The sequence below is a fragment of the Streptomyces sp. CNQ085 genome (assembly GCF_022614595.1).
Lineage (GTDB): Bacteria > Actinomycetota > Actinomycetes > Streptomycetales > Streptomycetaceae > Streptomyces.
This window is the reverse complement of sequence record NZ_JAJFAU010000027.1, coordinates 15,149-33,355: the sequence shown is the minus strand read 5'-3', so window position 1 is coordinate 33,355 and position 18,207 is coordinate 15,149. Positions and strand designations below refer to the sequence as shown.

General features: G+C 71.3%; 16 protein-coding genes and 1 pseudogene. 2 read left to right on the top strand and 15 right to left on the bottom strand.

Going from position 1 to position 18,207, the window contains the following annotated elements:
• Positions 1-71: 71 nt before the first annotated feature.
• From argH to LJ221_RS07690, 8 genes are all read right to left on the bottom strand, one after another.
• Complete coding sequence (gene argH / locus LJ221_RS07725) at positions 72-1,538, bottom strand: argininosuccinate lyase (RefSeq protein ID WP_241714891.1); 1,467 nt, start codon at positions 1,536-1,538, stop codon at positions 72-74.
• 164 nt (positions 1,539-1,702) lie between these two features.
• Positions 1,703-2,899, bottom strand: coding sequence for an argininosuccinate synthase (locus LJ221_RS07720; protein ID WP_241714890.1), 1,197 nt, complete (start codon positions 2,897-2,899; stop codon positions 1,703-1,705).
• A 149-nt stretch (positions 2,900-3,048) separates the two neighbouring features.
• A complete protein-coding gene (gene metC, locus LJ221_RS07715) occupies positions 3,049-4,239 on the bottom strand; it encodes a cystathionine beta-lyase (RefSeq protein WP_241714889.1) in 1,191 nt (396 codons plus the stop codon).
• The gene (locus LJ221_RS07710) at positions 4,236-5,483 is read right to left on the bottom strand and encodes an MFS transporter (protein WP_241714887.1); all 1,248 of its coding nucleotides are present in this window, start codon (positions 5,481-5,483) and stop codon (positions 4,236-4,238) included. The genes metC and LJ221_RS07710 overlap by 4 nt, the downstream gene beginning before the upstream one ends.
• Complete coding sequence (locus LJ221_RS07705; protein WP_374228400.1) at positions 5,480-6,385, bottom strand: sulfurtransferase; 906 nt, start codon at positions 6,383-6,385, stop codon at positions 5,480-5,482. Before LJ221_RS07705 ends, LJ221_RS07710 begins: the two co-directional genes overlap by 4 nt.
• Entirely contained in the window at positions 6,349-7,563 is a 1,215-nt protein-coding gene (locus LJ221_RS07700) for an acetyl-CoA carboxylase biotin carboxylase subunit family protein (RefSeq protein WP_241714883.1), read from the bottom strand. The genes LJ221_RS07705 and LJ221_RS07700 overlap by 37 nt, the downstream gene beginning before the upstream one ends.
• Before the next feature lie 18 nt (positions 7,564-7,581).
• Positions 7,582-8,835, bottom strand: a complete 1,254-nt coding sequence (locus LJ221_RS07695; protein ID WP_241714881.1) for a radical SAM protein — start codon at positions 8,833-8,835, stop codon at positions 7,582-7,584.
• Positions 8,836-8,940: 105 nt separating this feature from the next.
• On the bottom strand, positions 8,941-10,116 hold the full coding sequence (locus LJ221_RS07690; RefSeq protein WP_241714878.1) for an ATP-grasp domain-containing protein: 1,176 nt from the start codon (positions 10,114-10,116) through the stop codon (positions 8,941-8,943).
• Between the two features lie 630 nt (positions 10,117-10,746).
• Between LJ221_RS07690 and LJ221_RS07685 the strand changes: the two are divergent.
• Together LJ221_RS07685 and LJ221_RS07680 are read left to right on the top strand one after the other, a co-directional pair.
• Positions 10,747-11,261, top strand: a pseudogene (locus LJ221_RS07685) (GNAT family N-acetyltransferase).
• A 126-nt stretch (positions 11,262-11,387) separates the two neighbouring features.
• Entirely contained in the window at positions 11,388-11,948 is a 561-nt protein-coding gene (locus tag LJ221_RS07680; protein ID WP_241714876.1) for a GNAT family N-acetyltransferase, read from the top strand.
• 268 nt (positions 11,949-12,216) lie between these two features.
• Here LJ221_RS07680 and LJ221_RS07675 read toward each other — a convergent pair whose 3' ends face one another.
• The 7 genes from LJ221_RS07675 to LJ221_RS07645 all read right to left on the bottom strand — a co-directional run bounded on the left by LJ221_RS07675 (position 12,217) and on the right by LJ221_RS07645 (position 18,155).
• On the bottom strand, positions 12,217-12,432 hold the full coding sequence (locus LJ221_RS07675; protein ID WP_241714874.1) for a helix-turn-helix domain-containing protein: 216 nt from the start codon (positions 12,430-12,432) through the stop codon (positions 12,217-12,219).
• Positions 12,433-12,534: 102 nt separating this feature from the next.
• On the bottom strand, positions 12,535-13,095 hold the full coding sequence (locus LJ221_RS07670; RefSeq protein WP_241714872.1) for an arginine repressor: 561 nt from the start codon (positions 13,093-13,095) through the stop codon (positions 12,535-12,537).
• A gap of 7 nt (positions 13,096-13,102) precedes the next feature.
• Positions 13,103-14,353: an acetylornithine transaminase gene (locus tag LJ221_RS07665; protein ID WP_302851963.1), complete on the bottom strand. Its 1,251-nt coding sequence runs from the start codon at positions 14,351-14,353 to the stop codon at positions 13,103-13,105.
• Positions 14,350-15,264: an acetylglutamate kinase gene (gene argB, locus LJ221_RS07660; RefSeq protein ID WP_241714871.1), complete on the bottom strand. Its 915-nt coding sequence runs from the start codon at positions 15,262-15,264 to the stop codon at positions 14,350-14,352. The genes LJ221_RS07665 and argB overlap by 4 nt, the downstream gene beginning before the upstream one ends.
• Positions 15,261-16,412, bottom strand: coding sequence for a bifunctional glutamate N-acetyltransferase/amino-acid acetyltransferase ArgJ (argJ, locus tag LJ221_RS07655; protein WP_241714869.1), 1,152 nt, complete (start codon positions 16,410-16,412; stop codon positions 15,261-15,263). Before argJ ends, argB begins: the two co-directional genes overlap by 4 nt.
• A 118-nt stretch (positions 16,413-16,530) precedes the next feature.
• Positions 16,531-17,559, bottom strand: a complete 1,029-nt coding sequence (gene argC / locus LJ221_RS07650) for an N-acetyl-gamma-glutamyl-phosphate reductase (protein ID WP_241714867.1) — start codon at positions 17,557-17,559, stop codon at positions 16,531-16,533.
• 191 nt (positions 17,560-17,750) lie between these two features.
• Positions 17,751-18,155 (bottom strand): DUF5997 family protein, encoded by a 405-nt coding sequence (locus LJ221_RS07645; protein ID WP_241714865.1) that lies wholly within the window; start codon positions 18,153-18,155, stop codon positions 17,751-17,753.
• Between the last annotated feature and the right edge of the window lie 52 nt (positions 18,156-18,207).

The following is an 18,207-nucleotide window of genomic DNA, read 5'->3' as shown; positions in this document are numbered from 1 at the left end:
AGGCGGCGGGTGCTCCGCAGCCCGGCCCCCAGCGGGAGGAGCCCCACCTCTGCCCGGATCCTGGTGTTCGATCAGCTCACGGCGCCCGGGCGGTCCTGCCCGGCCCACTCCCGCTGCCGGGCCAGGTCCTCCTTGACCTCGGCGAGCTGGACGGCGACGGCCGACGGCGCGGTGCCGCCCCGCCCGTCGCGGGAGGCCAGAGCGCCGGATACGCTCAGCACGGTGCGGACCTCGGGGGTGAGGTGCGGCGAGATCTTCGTGAACTGCCCATCGGTGAGCTCGTCCAGTTCGATCCCGGCGGCCTCGCAGACCTTGACGCACTCCCCCGCGATCTCGTGCGCGTCCCGGAACGGCACGCCCCGCTTCACCAGCCACTCGGCGACGTCGGTGGCCAGGGAGAAGCCGGCCGGGGCAAGCCCGGCCATCCGCTCGCGGTTGACGGTGAGGGTGGCCATCATCCCAGTGAACGCCGGAAGGAGGATCTCCAGCTGGTCGCAGGAGTCGAAGACCGGCTCCTTGTCCTCCTGCAGATCGCGGTTGTACGCCAGCGGCAGCGCCTTGAGGGTGGCCAGCAGCCCGGTGAGGTTGCCGATCAGCCGGCCGGACTTGCCGCGCGCCAGCTCGGCGATGTCCGGGTTCTTCTTCTGCGGCATGATCGACGAGCCGGTGGAGAAGGCGTCGTGGAGGGTGACGAAGGAGAACTCCTTGGTGTTCCAGATGATCACCTCCTCCGCGATCCGGGAGAGGTCCACACCGATCATCGCGGTGATGAAGGCGAACTCGGCGACGAAGTCGCGCGAGGCGGTGCCGTCGATGGAGTTGGCGGCCGAGCCGCGCTCGAAGCCGAGGTCCGCGGCGACGGCGCGGGGGTCCAGACCGAGCGAGGAACCCGCCAGCGCCCCCGACCCGTAGGGCGAGACGGCGGTGCGCGCGTCCCACTGCCGCAGCCGCTCGGCGTCCCGGGACAGCGCCTGGACGTGGGCGAGGACGTGGTGGGCGAAGAGGACCGGCTGGGCGTGCTGGAGGTGGGTGCGGCCGGGCATCGCCACGTCCGGGTGCGCCTCGGCCAGGGATACCAGGGCCTCGTTCAGGTCGGCGAGCAGGCCGCCGATGATCCGGGCGTGGTCGCGCAGGTACATCCGGAACAGCGTGGCGACCTGGTCGTTGCGGGAGCGTCCGGCGCGCAGCTTGCCGCCCAGTTCCGAACCGAGACGCTCCAGCAGACCGCGCTCCAGGGCGGTGTGCACATCCTCGTCGGCGACGGTCCCTGTGAAGGTTCCGCCGGCGACGTCAGCCGCCAGGCGGTCGAGGCCGGCGAGCATCCTCTCCAGCTCCTCGGAGGTCAGCAGCCCGGCCCGGTGCAGCACACGGGCGTGGGCGCGCGACCCGGCGATGTCGTAGGGGGCCAGTCGCCAGTCGAAGTGGACGGAGGCCGAGAGGGCGGCCAGCGCCTCGGCCGGCCCGTCGGCGAACCGGCCGCCCCACAGCCGTACGTCACCGCCTGCGGCGGGGGGCGGGGTCTGGGGGGCGTTGGTCATCGCTGCTCCTCGTGCGCTTACCGGTCGTGCTGGGCGGTGTCGGACGGCACCGGGTCGTGCCGGACCGCGCCGGGCGGCGTCGGGCCCGGCCGGGCGGGAAGGCGCCCGCCTCCCCCACCACGAGGCGGAAGAGGCGGGCGGCGGGCGGCTGCCGCGGGGGCAGGTTACTGCGCGAGGTCCCGCTTTGCGGCGATCTTGCTGCTCATGCCGAAGATCTCGATGAAGCCCCTGGACATCGACTGGTCGAAGGTGTCGCCGGTGTCGTAGGTGGCCAGGTCGAAGTCGTACAGCGACGTGCGGGAGCGCCGACCGGTAACGGTGGCCCGGCCCCCGTGCAGGGTCATCCGGATGTCGCCGGACACATGCTCGTTGGCCTCCTCGACGAAGCCGTCCAGAGCGCGCTTGAGCGGGGAGAACCACAGACCGTCGTAGACCAGTTCGCTCCAGCGCTGCTCGACCTGCCTCTTGTAGCGGGCCAGTTCGCGCTCGACGGTGACGTTCTCCAGCTCCTGGTGGGCGGTGATCAGCGCGATGGCGCCCGGCGCCTCGTAGACCTCGCGGGACTTGATGCCCACCAGGCGGTCCTCGACCATGTCGATCCGGCCCACGCCCTGGGTTCCGGCCCGCTCGTTGAGCTGCTGGATGGCCTGCAGGACGGTGACGGGCCTGCCGTCGAGGGCCACGGGGACGCCCTTGTCGAAGGTGATGACCACCTCGTCGGCCTCGCGCGCGACTGCCGGGTTCTGCGTGTAGTCGTAGACGTCCTCGACCGGCGCGTTCCAGATGTCCTCCAGGAAACCGGTCTCCACGGCCCGCCCGAAGACGTTCTGATCGATGGAGTACGGCGACTTCTTGGTGGTGGCGATCGGCAGGCCCTTGTCCTCCGCGAAGGCGATCGCCGCATCACGCGTCATGGCGTAGTCCCGTACCGGCGCGATGCACTTCAGCTCGGGGGCGAGTGAGGAGATGCCCGCCTCGAACCGCACCTGGTCGTTGCCCTTGCCGGTGCAGCCGTGGGCGACGGTGGTGGCGCCGTGCTTCCTGGCGGCGGCCACCAGGTGCTTGACGATGGTCGGCCGGGAGAGGGCGGAGACCAGCGGATAGCGGTCCATGTAGAGCGCGTTGGCCTTGATCGCGGGGAGGCAGTACTCCTCGGCGAACTCGTCCTTCGCGTCGGCGACCTCGGCCTCGACGGCGCCGCAGGCGAGCGCGCGCTTGCGGATGACGTCCAGGTCCTCTCCGCCCTGGCCGACATCGACGGCGACGGCCACGACCTCGGCGCCCGTCTCCTCGGCGATCCAGCCGATGCAGACGGAGGTGTCCAGGCCACCGGAGTAGGCGAGTACGACGCGCTCGGTCACGGGGGACTCCTTACGATGCATACGGTGACTAGCATAAGTATGCACTCCTCCGCATGGTCCGTCAAAGCGGGCTCGCCTCACCGTGAAGCAGCGGGGCGTGGGCGGGATCCGACTCCGTAAGGGCGTTCCCGAGAGCCGGGCCCCTCAGATCACTCCCCGTGCCCGGACAGCGCGCGGAGTCCTGCGGCGAGGTCCTCCCTCAGGTCCTCGACACTCTCGAGGCCGACGTGGACGCGCAGCAGCGGGCCCCGGCCGGCCCAGGTACCCGGCAGCCGGTGCCCCATCGGGTCGGCCGGCACTATAAGGCTCTCGTGGCCGCCGTAACTGTGGCCGAGCCCGAACAGCCGCATCCGTCCCAGCATCGCCTCCACCGCGGGCTCCCCGAATCGGGGGTCCAGCTCGAGCCCGAACAGGCCCGTCGCGCCCGTGAAGTCCCGGCGCCACAGTTCGTGGCCCGGATCGCCGGGCAGCGCCGGATAGACCACGCCGCGCACCTCGTCCTGCTCTCGCAGCCAGCGCGCCAGTTCCAGGGCCTGGTGCTGGTGCCGGTCCAGCCGCACGCCCAGAGTGCGCAGTCCCCGCAAGGCCAGGTACACGTCGTCCGCACCCGCGCACTGTCCCAGCCGGATCGCCGCGGAGCGGACCGCCCCGTAGCTCTCCTCGGTGCACACGATGGCGCCCAGAATGCTGTCGGCGTGGCCGGTCAGGTACTTCGTCGCGGAGTGCACCACGACATCCGCGCCCAGGTCCAGCGGCCGGCAGAACGCCGGTGTGGCCCAGGTGTTGTCGGCGACCGTGACCACGCCCCGGGACCGGCACACGGCGGTGACGGCCGGGATGTCCTGCACCTCGAAGGTGGTCGATCCAGGAGACTCCAGGTAGGCCAGCCGGGTGCCCGGACGGATCAGTTCCCCGACGCCCCCGCCGGCCAGGGGGTCGTAGTACTCGGTCTCCACCCCCAGCGCGGCGAGTGAGTCGCAGAATCTCCGGGTGGGCGGGTAGACGGAGTCGCTGACGAGGATGTGGTCCCCGGCCCGGACGAAGGACAGGATCGCCGTGGTGATCGCCGCCAGACCCGAGCACGTCGCGACGGCATCGTACCCGCGCTCCAGTTCGGCCAGCGCTCCCTCCAGGGCTCGACCGGTAGGGGTGCCGAAGCGGCCGTACACCGGCATCTCACGCTTGAGGGGGTCGGCCTGCGAGGCATTCATCGCCGCCACGTCCTCGTACAGCACGGTCGAGGCCCGGTGAACGGGCGGGTTGACGTAGCCGTGCTGCTTCCGGGGATCGGAACCGGCGTGTACGAACCGGGTTTCCGCCGAGGGACGTCGGCCTGTCATGACGCCGCCTCCGGTTGGGGCTTCCGCTCCACTCCCCGCCGGGCGGCCGCCGGGGAACCGCCGAACAGCAGGGCCGCGACCGCCACGGCCGCGCACTGGAGGGCGACTGCGGTCCAGAACCCGCCCGGATCGCCCGCCTCCTGGTAGTGGGCGAACACGAAGCCGCCGACGACACCGGCGAGCAGACCTCCGACACCCGCGGCGAGTCGCTGGACCCCGAAGGCGAAGGCGGGGTTGCCCGGTACGCGTTCAACAAGCTCCAGGTCACAACGGAGCAACAGGAACACCTCCCCCAGTGTGAAGACGGCCGTGCCCGCCAGCAGGGCACGGACATTCCCCAGGGACATCACCGCCGTGCCCGCCGCCATCAGCGCGAACGAGCCCGCCAGTAGGCGGCGGTAGTCGGCCCGGGCGATCCGGCCTGACAGCGGGGGCTGGAGCAGCGCCATCATCGCGCAGTTGAGGAGCATGACCCAGCCGAGCACCCGGATGTCCGACACCTCCGCGGTGTACAGGCCCATGAAACTCTGGAAGAAGAAGTACAGGTAGAAGGACACGGCTGTGAACAGCACCGGCCGCAGCGCACCGCGCATCGTTCGGGCCCCGCCGGGTCGGCCGGCCTCGCCGTTCTTCCCGGCCCCACCCGGCCACCCGGCCACGGGGCGCAGGACCGCCTGGTGAGCCGCGGTGATCAGTGCGAACAACATCGCGGCGCCGGTCAGCAGCGCCACCGGGTCGGCGTCGGCCAGCAGCGCGGCCAGCAGCGGTCCCAGCCCCATGCCCGCGTTGAGGGCGGCACTGCTGACCCCCAGGAACAACGGCCGCAGGTCGTCGGAGACACAGGTGACGATGTACGCCTTGTTCGCCGGAAGGTACAGTGCCGGGCCGGCGGCGACGAGGACCACCGCCGGGTACGCCAGCCAGGGGGCTCCGACCGCCAGACCGAGCAGGACCAGGCCCACGGTCCGCAGGGCGAGGGAGAGGACCATCGTCCGCTTCAGGCCGAGACGGTCCACCACCGGGCCGCCCAGAACACTGCCGCCGAACTGGACCAGGATCGCGACGGCCACCAGCACACCGGCCAGGCGCACGTCCAGCCCCACCCCCTTGACCATGAGCACACCGATGAACGGGGTGACCATGTAGCTGCCGAAGGCGACGACGAAGGAGAGCGCGATCAGGTGTCTCAGACTCGGCGGCAGGTCCGCGAAAGTCCGCCACCGAGCGGACAGGGAGGCCGTCAAAGCGGTGCGCCCTCGCTCTCCTCTCCTGCGACGACCGGCGGTCCGCCGGGCCGGCCCCACTCGCTCCAAGACCCGTCGTAGACCGACAGCCCGCGGTACCCGGCCAGCTCGGCGCCCAGCGCAAGGACGCAGGCGGTGACGCCCGAGCCGCAGCTGAGGACCAGCCGGTCCCGGTCTCCGGCCAGGGCGGCGCGGAACACGGCGCGCAGTCGCGGCGCCGGGAGCATCCGCCCCCCCTGCTGCAGGTCGCCGAAGGGCAGGTTCACCGCTCCGGGCATGTGGCCGCCGCGCAGTCCCGAGCGGGGCTCGGCGGCCTCCCCGGCGAACCGTTCGCGGGAGCGGGCGTCCAGGACGGCCGCTCCTGGATCGGACAGAGCCGCCGCCACCTCCTCGGCCCCGACGACGAGTCCCTCCCGGGGACGTGCGGTGAAGTCGCCCCGAGGCCCCACGGGGGCCGACTCACCGCTGTCCACCGGCAGTCCGGCGGCCCTCCAGGCCGGCAGACCGCCGTCGAGCACGGCGGCCCGGTCGAAGCCCATCGCCCGTAGCATCCACCATGCGCGGGCGCTGGAGTAGATACCCGCACCGTCGTAGACGACGACAGTGTCGGCATCGTCTACACCGAGGGAGCGCATCTCCTCGGTGAACCGATCCGCCCCGGGCATCGTGTGGGGCAGTGGGGAGGAGTGGTCGGACAGGGCCCCGTCGATGTCGAACACCCGCGCTCCTGGTATCCGCCACACGGCGCCTCGGTGCGCGCCCACCGAGGCGTCGAGGACCACCAGCCCCGGCCGGCCCAGCCGCGGCGCGAGCCAGTCGGCGCCGACCAGCGGGCCGGGAGGCGGGCCGAGTGGCCCGGGGGCACTCACAGGACACCGTCCGCGGATCCGGTGGGACGCCATCTGACCTGCCCGGAGAACCAGGCCGCCACCTTCTCCATGTTGGCGGTCACGTCCTGCTCGGTGTCGCCGCCGACGATGTAGCCGGCGAGGAAGAGGCCGGACTTCACTCCTCCGTGGAATTCCTGGCCGACCGTCCCGTTAAGGGACACCTCCTGGACGCAGTCCGGTTCGCCGTCGGCGGGTAGGCGCTCCAGCACTCCGTTCGACGGCGGGATCCACAGGCCGCCGGCGGGCCGGTACGCGACGGTGACCGGAGCCGGGGTCAGACCGCACTCGGCACGGAACCACTCCCTGTCCAGGTCGACCCCGAAGGCGTGCCGGATGAGGACGGCGACCATGCCGCCGCCGGTGCGGCTGGCGATCTCGCAGAACACCACCCGGTCATCGGGGGTGATCCACAGCTCCGCGTGGAACGCGGTGTGCTCCGGGGTGGGTAGTTGCGCGAGGACCGCCCTGGTCGCCTCCACCAGCCGGTCGTACGCCGGGTCCCGCGGCGCCAGCGGGACACTGCCCATCCAGTCGTTGGAACGAAACGACAGACAGTCGTTGAGGTAACGGAAGGGGTGGAGGAACATCGTCTCGCCGCCCAGGACCAGCCCGTCCACGTGGTACATCTGCCCTGGGACGAATGTCTCGATCTGGCTGGTCCCGTGCCACGGCCTGCGCAGCCAGGAGTCCAGCTCCGTCTCGTCGCGGATGACGCTAGCCCCCAGGGAGCCCGACTCCGAGACCGGTTTGATCACCACCGGGTAGCCGTGCGCCGCCACGAATTCCACCGCGGTGTAGGCGGAGTCCAGGAGCCGGTGGGCCGGAACCTCCACCGAGCCGCCGACCAGGTGTTCCTTCATGATCACCTTGTCCCGGAACGCCAGTGCGCTCGCGGTCCGCTGCCCGGGCAGGTCCAGCAGACTCCGCAACTGGGCGGCCCGCACCACATCCGCCTCGGCCCGGGCGAAGACCGCCTCGACGCCGTGTGCCCGGGCCAGCCGAATCGCGGTCTTCTCCACGAGCAGGTTGGTGTCGTAGTCGTCGAAGGCGTGGACATGCGGCAGATGGCCGTAGCCCGGCGCGTACTCGGTGGGAGTCAGGATGACCGGCTCGATCCCGGAGCCGTCCAGCCAGCGGTCGTACGGGGTTCTGGCGTACGGCGTCTTGGCGAAGACGAGAACGTGGCGCATGGCTTTCCCTCTCCCCTCTCAGCTCGTGGTCTCGACCAGGGGCAGTCTGCGCCGCCTGGGGACACGCGAGACCAGTTCCAGCTCCTCGGAGAGCTCTCTGGCGAAGCAGCCGTCCCGGTAGACGCCCGAGAGCCGCCTGGCGGTGAACTCCTCAATGCCCTCGTGGTCGAACTCCAGGTCGTAGCCGGTGCTCCGGCCGCCGTCGGAGACCGTGCGGACGAGGATGCCGAGGTGGGGCTCGAAGGTGTTGACGCAGCCGACGATGTCGCCAATCTTCTCTCGGCGCACGCCCCCGGATTCGGACAGGACCGTCTCCCGTGCGGGAATGACGGCGAACAGCTGGCGACCAGCCCGGCACCAGCCGACGTGGCCGGGAAAACCCATGACCCTGATCCCGAAGGTGCCGAAGTCCTCACTGACGCCGAGCTGGAAGTTCAGTTCCACATTCTCGTGCAGCCATTTGAAATCGCGGTACGCCTGCTCGGTCTCCTCTCGGCTGAGCTGAAGTCCGGGGTGACGGCCGCCGTGGTCGGAGAAGCTGTTGAACCGGACGGTGTCGACGCCCAGTCCGTTGAAGTAGCGGGCGTAGCGCTCCAGGGATTCGCGACCGTGGTTGTGGCGGCCGATGGTGACGCCGATGTTGACCCGGAAGGCGTCCGAGGGCTCCGCATCCGAGAGCAGGCCGGCCCGGTGGCGCTCGTTGTACTCGTCGATCCGGCGGAGCACCTTCTCGGTGTCGGCTCCGCTGAACACGCCCTTTATGGGGTAGCTTCCGTCGTCCACGACACGGAGGTCCTCGTCGATCACTCCGTGATAGGTGATGGAGATCGTTCCGTAGCCGCTCTCCCGGGCGAGATCGAGGAGTTCAAGGTAGTCGTCACCGAGCAGCGGGCGGCCGCTGGTCCAGGCATCGCCCTTCTCCATCGTCTCGGTGGGCTTGTGGTCGTCCTCCTGCCGGAATTCCCGGTTGTTGGCCGGCCCGTAGATACGCATGAACTCGCCGCCGTACGCGAAACTGTCTACATAGCGCGGATAGACGTGGTAACCGTGCGACCGGAGGCCTGCCAGAATCAGCGGCCCCTCCTCCATCGCGAAAGACTTGTCATACACCTTCTCGTAGTTGACGAACCAGCAGTGTGTACATTTCTGGCCACAGGTGTTCTTCCCGACCTTGGTGTCGAGGTCGAGGTATACATGGATGTCCTCAGGCTTGATGTCCCGGAAAGGCGTTGTAAAGGGCTCGTCGCCATGAAAGTCATAGGAAACGGGCATGTTTTCGACGGTCATGCTTCCCCCTTGTCACGGATGAACGGATGAATGAACCGAAGGACTACGGAGAACAGTGCGGTGTGCCGTCCGTGGCGGGCTCGCTCCGGGTCAGCGGTCCCGTCGCGTGGTCACCACTCGCAGGGACATCAGCTCCGCCACGGCCGCGGCGCACTCGGCCGGGCTCTCGGCGGTCAGGACGGCCCTGCCCAGCCGGTCCTCGGAGGACCGGAGAGGGCCCACAGGGTCGCCAGGCCGTACGGGGACATCCCACTCCACCACGGACCCGTGGGTCAGGGATGGCTGCGGCGCGACATACGTCACCCGGCCGGGCGGCGCGGTGAAGAACACGGTCGCCGCCGCGGCGGCCGCGGCGGCCGCCCTTTGCGGCTCCGCGCCGACAGCCCATCCGACGGCGGCGCACCGCCAGTCAACACCGGTGGTGAGCCGTACCAGATCGGCGATGCCGTCCCCGCCGAGACGGGTGTGGGTCTCGATGACGGTGACCCGGTCGCCTTCGACCTTGACCTCGGTGTGGCTCGGGCCGTCCTCGAGGCCAAGTGCGTCGAGCAGTTCGGCGACGGCCCGCTCCACCAGCAGCCGACGGCGTGCGTCCAGGGACGGCGGCGGCATTATGTGACTGACCTCGACGAACCCTCCCGTCGTCCCCTTCTGGGCGATACCCATGACGGTGTGCCGTCCGTTCAAGGAGAGCGCCTCGACACTGAACTCCACTCCGCCGACGAACTGTTCGAAGAGCGTAGCGGCGGTTCCGCGGTCCGGGGGGAGGTCCGCCGGGCGCTCGAAGAGCGTCGCGGAGCGGCTGCCGAAACCGTCCACCGGTTTGGCCACCACCGGTGTGTGCGTGGCGAATAGCCGCGCCACCGCGCCCGGGGCGTCGCCCGGCGCGAAGGCCGGGTTCAGGTGCGGTGCCCGGCGCGCCAGCACGCGCCGCATCCGCAACTTGTCGCGGGTGACCCTGACGACCTGGGGATCCACTCCCCTCGCACCGAGCCGTTCAGCAGCCACCGCGGCGGGCTCCAGGCCGGGTTCTGTGAGCGAGACGACCGCCGCGGGCGCCATGGGAGCGAGCACCTCGTCGACGAATGTCAGGAAGGCCGGGGCGTCCCGGAAATCCGCGGTGAAAACTTTCCGGACCCCGGAGGCATCCCAGCCGTCCAGGCCGAGTACCGGCACTCCGGGTAAGCGGACGTGCACCTGATCACCAGACAGTTCCGCGATCGCTCGCGCCACCGTCGGATTGGCCCCGATAACCACCAGGGTCACGACGATGCCTTCCGGACTGGCGTGCTGCGGAACATGATCGGCTCCTGCTTCTCTCGAATCCAGACGCGCGCGTACGACGGAACGGGAACCACTCGATCGATTCCTGGGAAACGGGTCCGCCCGGGACGAGTAGCTTTCGAACGGTGCGGCGACCAAAGATGGCAGAGGAGCTCATCCGCTGTCAACAGCTTTCCGTATAATCCGCATAAGCGGCACCCCAGGGAAACCCGGGCCTCATTTCTCTTCCACCGGCGGGCGGGAGCCAGCATCGTGGACATGCCGCCCCGAAATGCGACAGATAATTCCGAACGGCCTTCCGAGGGAAATCGGGAGGAACTTTCAGCCACCGCTGGTCCCGGACAGCCCCGGACATCCGATGGTCAGCGTGACACAGGCCGGTACGGTTCCCTCGCGCACATGACAGTTTCGGCCATTCTTCCCCTCCTCCGGCCCGTCCGGGGCGAGCTGCGCGGTCGGCGGGCCAGTGTGCCCCGCCGTCTCCTCACCCACCCGGCGCACCCGTACCCCGACCCCCATCCCGCCCCCGTCCCACGGAACGACCTTGCGCCCGGGGCCCGGAAGGAGTTCCATCAGGCGGTGCGAATCGAACACATCAGCAGTGCCGCGCCGGTGATCACCCGTCTGCCGGCCACCGGAATCCTCGCCGCGGCCCGGGACCTGGCCGCCCTGCTCCGCGACGCCGTCGAGGGCGGCTCCTCGATCGGCTTCCTCGCCCCGCTCGGCCTCTCTGAGGCGGTGGCCTGGTGGGAGGGGCTGGCGACCGAGGCGGGCGAGGGCCGGACGGCGGTGTGGGCGGCCCGGGGGAGGACGGCCGAATCCTGGGAACCGTGCAGCTCAGGTTCTCCGACATGCCCAACGGCCGCCACCGCGCGGAGATCGCCAAGCTGATCGTGCACCGGGACGCCCGGGGCCGGGGCCTGGGCCGGCGACTGCTGGCGACTGCCGAACGGGAAGCCGCCGGCGCGGGAATCTCCCTGCTGGTGCTGGACACCCAGACCGGCAGCCCGGCCGAGCACCTCTACCGCTCGGCCGGCTGGACCGAGGCCGGCACGATCCCCGACTACGCCGCCGACACCGAGGGCGTACTCCGGCCCACGACCCTGTTCCACAAGAGACCACTCTGACCCGGAGTGCACCGGCGGGCGCCCCCGGCGCGACGAAGGGTCCGATCATGGCTGTCACCGGGACCGGCGCGAACACCGCGACCGCACGCCCCCACCACCCGCGAGCGACCTTCCGAGGAGCCTTCCATGTTCAGCATCCCTCTCGGCGACGGCGCGGAGCTGTGCCCCCTGGAGCCGTGGCAGGCGGCGGAACTGGCCGCGCACACCGACCGGGTGCGCGGCCATCTGGCGCCCTGGCTGCCGTGGGCACACACCGTCACCGACACCGCCTCGGCCCGGACCTTCCTCCAGCGGTACGCGGACAAGCAGGCCGCGGACGTGGGCCGGATCTGCGGCATCCGGCGAGGCGGCGAACTGGTGGGCGGCATGCTCCTGCGGAGACTCAGCGTCTCCGAGGGCTCCTGCGAACTGGGGGCCTGGCTGGCGCCCGAGGCGCGGGGGCGCGGACTGGTCACCACCGCCGCCCGGCACATGATCGACTGGGCGGTCGGGGTACGCGGTCTGGCACGGGTGGAGTGGATGGTCTCGCCCGAGAACGCCCCCAGCATCGCGGTGGCCCGGCGGCTGGGCATGACTCACGAGGGCACCCTGCGCGGTGTGTTCCCCATGGGCGGCCGCCGTCACGACCTCCAGGTCTGGTCGCTGCTGGCGCACGAGCGGCAGGTGACGTCCCGAAGAGGCGTCTGACGCTGACGCCCTCCCGGGCGTCCCGCACTCCGCGGGCCCCTCGCCGAGCCGTCCCGGGATCCCGCCGGGACGAGCGTCCCCGGCTGTCTCCCCGCCAACGGCGTGACGGCATCCCGCGGCCGGTCATCACCGCGTCGGTGAAGGCGTTCCGGCCGGAGAACTGCCTGACGGCCGACGGCGTCGTCGGGCCGCGGACGTGGCGTTCGCTGCGCGTCGGGGGCCGGTTCGTGCCCTGACGACCGGCCGCGGCGGCCGCCCCCCTGCTGCCTCAGCGGCGGCTCCGCGGGGACGCCGACCGCTCGCGCGAAAGCGGCCACGGCCTGTTTCGGGGGAGCGTCCTGCCATTGAGGCAGCGCTCCCAGGACGACTCGCTGCAGCCCGTGCACCGCGCCGGGGCCGCGAGAGTCAGTCCGCTGTCGTTGCGCAGTCTCCTCGGTTCCCGTACCGGCTCGGGATCCGCTTCCCGGGTCTCTGCCCGGACCACCGCCGTTCACCCCCGCACATGGTCTCCACAACCTTCCATGCCGGACAGAGCGGTGTCATGGCGGCAGCCGGGTGTCCTGTCCCAACTCACTTGCCTGAAAGGCTAGTTGGAGTTGCGCGATGGGGAATTCCGCTGCGCCAGCCGCAGCAGGTGGTCGGCCAGTTCCTGCCCACCGGTGGGATGACGGCTGATCAGCAGCAGGGTGTCGTCGCCCGCGATGGTGCCGATGATGTCGTGCACCTCCGCCTGGTCGATGGCCGAGGCGAGGAACTGGGCGGCGCCGGGCGGGGTGCGAAGCACCACCAGGTTGGCCGACGCCTCGGCTGAGATCAGCAGTTCGCCCGCCAGCCGCGCCATCCTCGCCTCGCTCGCGGACTCCCCCAGCGGAGCCCGGGGCGTGCGGTCCCCGCCCTCGCCGGGGACGGCGTAGATCAGCTCGCCCCCGGTGTTGCGGATCTTCACCGCGCCCAGCTCGTCCAGATCCCGGCTGAGAGTCGCCTGGGTGACGCTCAGCCCGTCGTCGGCGAGCAGCTTGGCGAGCTGGCTCTGGGACCGGACCGGCTCGCGGTTCAGGATCTCCACGATCCGGCGGTGCCGGGCCGTACGCGTATGGGGTAGGGCGGGGCCGCCGTGGTTGCCGCCCTGCGCCTGCGCCTCGGTCATCGTCTCGTCAGTCTCCGGCTCGTCGGGTCCCGCCGGCGGTGTCGAGGACGGCGGGGAGGGACCGGACCAGCGCGTCCGCCTCGGCTTCGCCGATGATCAGCGGCGGTGCCAGCCGGACGACGTCCGGGGCGCACGCGTTCACCAGGAAGCCCGCGTCCTGGGCAGCCTGCTGCACCTGGGGTGCGACGGGTTCGGTCAGTACGATACCCAGCAGCAGCCCGGCGCCGCGGACCTGGCCGACCAGCGGGTGTCCCAGGGCCCGGACACCGTCGCGCAGCCGGCTGCCGATCCTCTTGACCTGATCGAGGAGCCCCTCGGAGGCGATGGTGTCCAGGACGGCGAGCGCCGCCGCGCAGGAGACCGGGTTGCCGCCGAAGGTGGAGCCGTGGTGGCCGGGGCCCAGCAGTTCGGCGGCCTCGCCGAAGGCGACCGTGGCGCCGATGGGCAGTCCGGCCCCCAGTCCCTTGGCGAGCGTGACGACATCGGGCCGCACCCCCCGCGCCTGGCAGGCGAACCAGTGCCCGGTGCGGCCGATACCCGTCTGGACCTCGTCGAGCACCAGCAGGGAGCCGGTGGCGGCGGTGATCTCGCGGGCCGCGGCCAGGTAGCCCTCGGGCGGGACGACGACGCCGTTCTCGCCCTGGAGCGGCTCGACGATCACCAGCGCGGTCTCCTCGGTGACAGCCGCCCGCAGCGCGTCGGCGTCGCCGTAGGGGACGTGGGTGACCTCACCGGGCAGCGGGAGGAAGGGATCACGCTTGGCGGGCTGGCCGGTCAGCGCGAGGGCGCCCATGGTGCGGCCGTGGAAGCCGCCCTCGGTGGCGACCATGTGTGTCCGGCCGGTCCGGCGGCCGATCTTGAACGCCGCCTCGACGGCCTCCGCACCGGAGTTGGAGAAGTAGACGCGTCCCGCGCGGTCGAAGAGCTGGAGCAGCCGTTCGGCCAGGGCGACCGGGGGTTCGGCGACGAAGAGATTGGAGACGTGGCCGAGGGTGGCGATCTGCCCGGAGACCGCGCGGACGACCGCCGGGTGGGCGGTGCCGAGCGAGTTGACGGCGATGCCGCCGACGAAGTCAAGGTATTCCCTGCCGTCGGCGTCCCACAGCCGGGCGCCCTCTCCGTGGGTGATCGGGATGCGAGGGGTGCCGTAGTTGTCCATCAGCACGTCCTGCCAGCGCCGGGTGAGGCCTGTGTTGCCAGGCGGGGCGTCGTGCGTGGCGGTGGCGGTGCCCGTACGGGTGCCTGTGGTGTCGTTCATGCCCGCTTCTCCCTCTCCGGCGCGTCACCGTCCGGCACGACCATGGTTCCGATCCCCTCGTCGGTGAAGATCTCCAGCAGGATGGAGTGCTGGACGCGCCCGTCGATGACCCGGGCGGTGTTGACTCCGTTGCGCACGGCGTACAGACAGCCCTCCATCTTGGGCACCATGCCGCTGGCCAGGTCCGGCAGCAGCTTCTCCAGCTCGCTCGCGGTCAGCCGGCTGATCACGTCGTCACTGCCCGGCCAGTCCTCGTAGAGGCCCTCGACATCGGTGAGCACCATCAGCGTCTCGGCGCCGAGCGCGGCGGCGAGGGCCGCGGCGGCGGTGTCGGCGTTGATGTTGTAGACGTGCCCGTCATCGGCGCTGCGGGCGATGGAGGAGATCACCGGGACGCGGCCGTCGTCCAGCAGGGCCTGGACGGCCCCCGCGTCGACCTCGGTGATCTCGCCGACGCGGCCGATGTCCACCTTCTCGCCGTCGATGTGCGCGTAGCGCTTGGTGGCGGTCAGGGTGTGGGCGTCCTCGCCGGTCATGCCGACGGCGAGCGGGCCGTGCCGGTTGAGCAGGCCGACCAGTTCTCGCTGCACCTGGCCGGCCAGCACCATTCGCACGACGTCCATCGCCTCGTCGGTGGTGACGCGCAGGCCGGCCTTGAACTCGCTGACCAGGCCGAGCCGGTCGAGGTGGGCACTGATCTGCGGCCCGCCGCCGTGGACGACGACGGGCTTGAGACCCGCGTGCCGCAGGAAGACCACGTCCTGGGCGAACGCGGCCTTCAGGTCTTCGTCCACCATGGCGTTTCCGCCGAACTTGACGACCACGGTCTTCCCGTGGTGGCGGGTCAGCCAGGGCAGCGCCTCGATGAGGATCTGGGCCTTGGGCAGGGCGATGTGCCTACGTGTACTCATGACGAATAAGCGCTGTTCTCGTGGACGTAGTCGGAGGTGAGGTCGTTGGTCCAGATGACGGCGGACTCGGTGCCCGCCGCCAGGTCGGCGGTGATGCGGACCTCGCGGTAGCGCATGTCCACCAGTTCGCGGTCCTCGCCCACCGATCCGCCGCGGCAGACCCACACGCCGTTGATGGCGACGTTGAGCCGGCCGGGCTCGAAGGCGGCGGAGGTGGTGCCGATGGCGGACAGGACCCGGCCCCAGTTGGGGTCCTCGCCGTGGACGGCGCACTTGAGGAGGTTGTTGCGGGCGATGGCGCGGCCCACCTCGACGGCGTCGTCCTCGTCGGCGGCGTTCACCACTTCGATCCGGATGTCCTTGGAGGCCCCCTCGGCGTCCAGGACCAGCTGCTGCGCCAGGTCGCCGCAGACGGTCCGCACGGCCTCGGTGAACTCCTCCGCCTCCGGGGCGGCCCCCGAGGCTCCGGAGGCCAGCAGCAGCACGGTGTCGTTGGTGGACATGCAGCCGTCGGAGTCGACGCGGTCGAAGGTGGTACGGGTGGCCTCGCGCAGTGCGGCGTCCAGACCGGGGGCGTCCACGTCGGCGTCGGTGGTGAGGACCACGAGCATGGTCGCCAGACCGGGGGCGAGCATGCCCGCGCCCTTGGCCATGCCGCCCACGACCCAGCCGTCGCCCTCGGCCACGGCGGTCTTGTGCACGGTGTCGGTGGTCTTGACGGCGATGGCGGCCCTGTCGCCGCCGTGCGGGGAGAGCGCCTCGGCGGCCTCCTCGATCCCCGGCAGCAGCCGGTCCATCGGCAGCCGGACGCCGATCAGGCCGGTGGAGCAGACGGCGACCTCGCCGGCGCTGTGGCCGAGCACCTCGGCGGCCTTCTCGGCGGTGGCGTGGGTGTCCTGGAAGCCGAGCGGGCCGGTGCAGGCGTTGGCGCCGCCGGAGTTGAGGACGACCGCGGACACCTGCCCGCCCCTGAGCACCTGCTCGGACCAGAGGACGGGGGCGGCCTTGACCCGGTTGGAGGTGAACACACCGGCGGCGGCCAGGCGCGGCCCGGTGTTGACGACCAGGGCCAGGTCGGGGTTGCCGTTGTCCTTGATCCCGGCGGCGATCCCCGTCGCGGTGAATCCCTTGGCAGCGGTGACGCTCACGGTGTCTTACCGTTCCCTTCCCCACCCGCGCGGCACGGCGCGGGCATCATCGCCGTCGGCAGCGCACCGGCAGCCGCGCACACGCCGCCCGCCGGCACCGGCGGACGCCTCCGCCGGCTCACGGGGCGACCCCGGTGACGGGGAGGCCCGTCTCCTCGGGAAGGCCGAGGGCGATGTTCATGCTCTGCACCGCGCCGCCCGCGGTGCCCTTGGTCAGGTTGTCGATGGCGCTGACGACGACCACGCGGTCGGCCGCCTCGTCGTACGCGACCTGGAGCAGCGCGCTGTTCGAGCCGTGGACGGCGGCGGTGGACGGCCACTGGCCCTCGGGCAGCAGATGGACGAACGGCTCGGCGGCCAGCGCCTTGTCGTAGGCCTCGCGCAGCCGGTCGGCGGTCAGGCCGGGCCGGGCCCTGGCGGTGCAGGTGGCCAGGATGCCGCGGGACATCGGGGCGAGCGTAGGAGTGAAGGAGACGGTGACCGGCCCGCCCGCGACGGCCGAGAGGTTCTGGGCCATCTCGGGGGTGTGCCGGTGGACGCCGCCGACGCCGTAGGGGCTCATCGACCCCATCACCTCGCTGCCCAGCAGGTGGGGCTTGGGCGCCTTGCCCGCGCCCGAGGTGCCGGTGGCCGCGACCACCACCACGTCGGGCTCGACCAGACGGGCCCCGAACGCCGGGAAGAGCGCGAGTGTCACGGCCGTCGGATAGCAGCCGGGGACCGCGACGCGCCGGGACCCCCTCAGCGCGTCGCGTGCCCCCGGCAGCTCGGGGAGGCCGTACGGCCAGGTGCCGGCGTGCGGCGTGCCGTAGAAACGCTCCCAGCTCCCCGGATCCCTCAGCCGGAAGTCGGCCCCGCAGTCAATGACCAGCACCTTGTCGCCGAGCTGCTCGGCGACGGCCGCGGACTGGCCGTGCGGCAGGGCGAGGAAGACCACGTCGTGGCCGGTCAGCGTCTCCACCGTGGTGACTTCCAGCACACGGTCGGCCAGTGGCGGCAGATGCGGCTGGAGCGCGCCCAGGCGCTGCCCGGCGTTGGAGTTGCCCGTCAGCGCCCCGACCTCGACACCGGGGTGCCCGGCCAGCAGGCGCAGGATCTCGCCTCCCGCGTAACCGCTCGCTCCCGCCACTGCCGCTCGCACCGTCATGGAATCCTCCTCATCGAGAGCATGACTATACGCATAGTGGCAGTTTTATGCAATGAGCGCATGGTGCGGCGCCGGGAGCGAGGGGAAGACGCCCGTGAAGACGCCCGGCCCGCCGGTCGGTCGGAAGGACCGGCCGACGGGCCGGGCGGGGCTGCGGCCACGAGCGCGGCGCCGCACGGCGGGGGACGGGATCAGGGGCGCGGCGGGCGGGGCTGGTCCTCCTGCTCCGCCTTCCGCTCCTTCAGGCGCGCCGCCTCCTTGCGGACCTCCGCCTGGGTGGCGCGCTCCTTCCGCAGCCACCCGGGGTCCTCCGCCTTCAGCGCCTCGATCTGCTCGGTGGTCAGGGGGTCGGTGATCCCGCCGCGCGCGAGTCCCGAGTTGGAGACGCCCAGCTTCGCCGCGACCACCGGGCGGGGGTGCGGTCCGTCGCGCCGCAGCTCCCTCAGCCACTCGGGCGGGTCGGTCTGCAGCGCGTTCAGTTCCGCGCGTGAGACGACGCCCTCCCGGAACTCGGCGGGGGTGGCCTCGAGGTACACGCCCAGCTTCTTCGCCGCGGTGGCGGGCTTCATCGTCTGGGCGGTCTGCTGCGACTTCATGGGGTCCAGGGTATCGAGCGCCCGCGGCTCCTCCCGCCACCCGGCCCCGGCT

Bases quoted from the DNA above. Each gene is read 5' to 3' on its own strand.
- argH (WP_241714891.1), bottom strand. From the start codon at position 1,538: ATGACCAACGCCCCCCAGACCCCGCCCCCCGCCGCAGGCGGTGACGTA.
- metC (WP_241714889.1), bottom strand. From the start codon at position 4,239: ATGACAGGCCGACGTCCCTCGGCGGAAACCCGGTTCGTACACGCCGGT.
- LJ221_RS07705 (WP_374228400.1), bottom strand. From the start codon at position 6,385: ATGGCGTCCCACCGGATCCGCGGACGGTGTCCTGTGAGTGCCCCCGGG.
- LJ221_RS07700 (WP_241714883.1), bottom strand. From the start codon at position 7,563: ATGCGCCACGTTCTCGTCTTCGCCAAGACGCCGTACGCCAGAACCCCG.
- LJ221_RS07695 (WP_241714881.1), bottom strand. From the start codon at position 8,835: ATGCCCGTTTCCTATGACTTTCATGGCGACGAGCCCTTTACAACGCCT.
- LJ221_RS07680 (WP_241714876.1), top strand. From the start codon at position 11,388: ATGTTCAGCATCCCTCTCGGCGACGGCGCGGAGCTGTGCCCCCTGGAG.
- LJ221_RS07670 (WP_241714872.1), bottom strand. From the start codon at position 13,095: ATGACCGAGGCGCAGGCGCAGGGCGGCAACCACGGCGGCCCCGCCCTA.
- LJ221_RS07665 (WP_302851963.1), bottom strand. From the start codon at position 14,353: ATGAACGACACCACAGGCACCCGTACGGGCACCGCCACCGCCACGCAC.
- argB (WP_241714871.1), bottom strand. From the start codon at position 15,264: ATGAGTACACGTAGGCACATCGCCCTGCCCAAGGCCCAGATCCTCATC.
- argC (WP_241714867.1), bottom strand. From the start codon at position 17,559: ATGACGGTGCGAGCGGCAGTGGCGGGAGCGAGCGGTTACGCGGGAGGC.
- LJ221_RS07645 (WP_241714865.1), bottom strand. From the start codon at position 18,155: ATGAAGTCGCAGCAGACCGCCCAGACGATGAAGCCCGCCACCGCGGCG.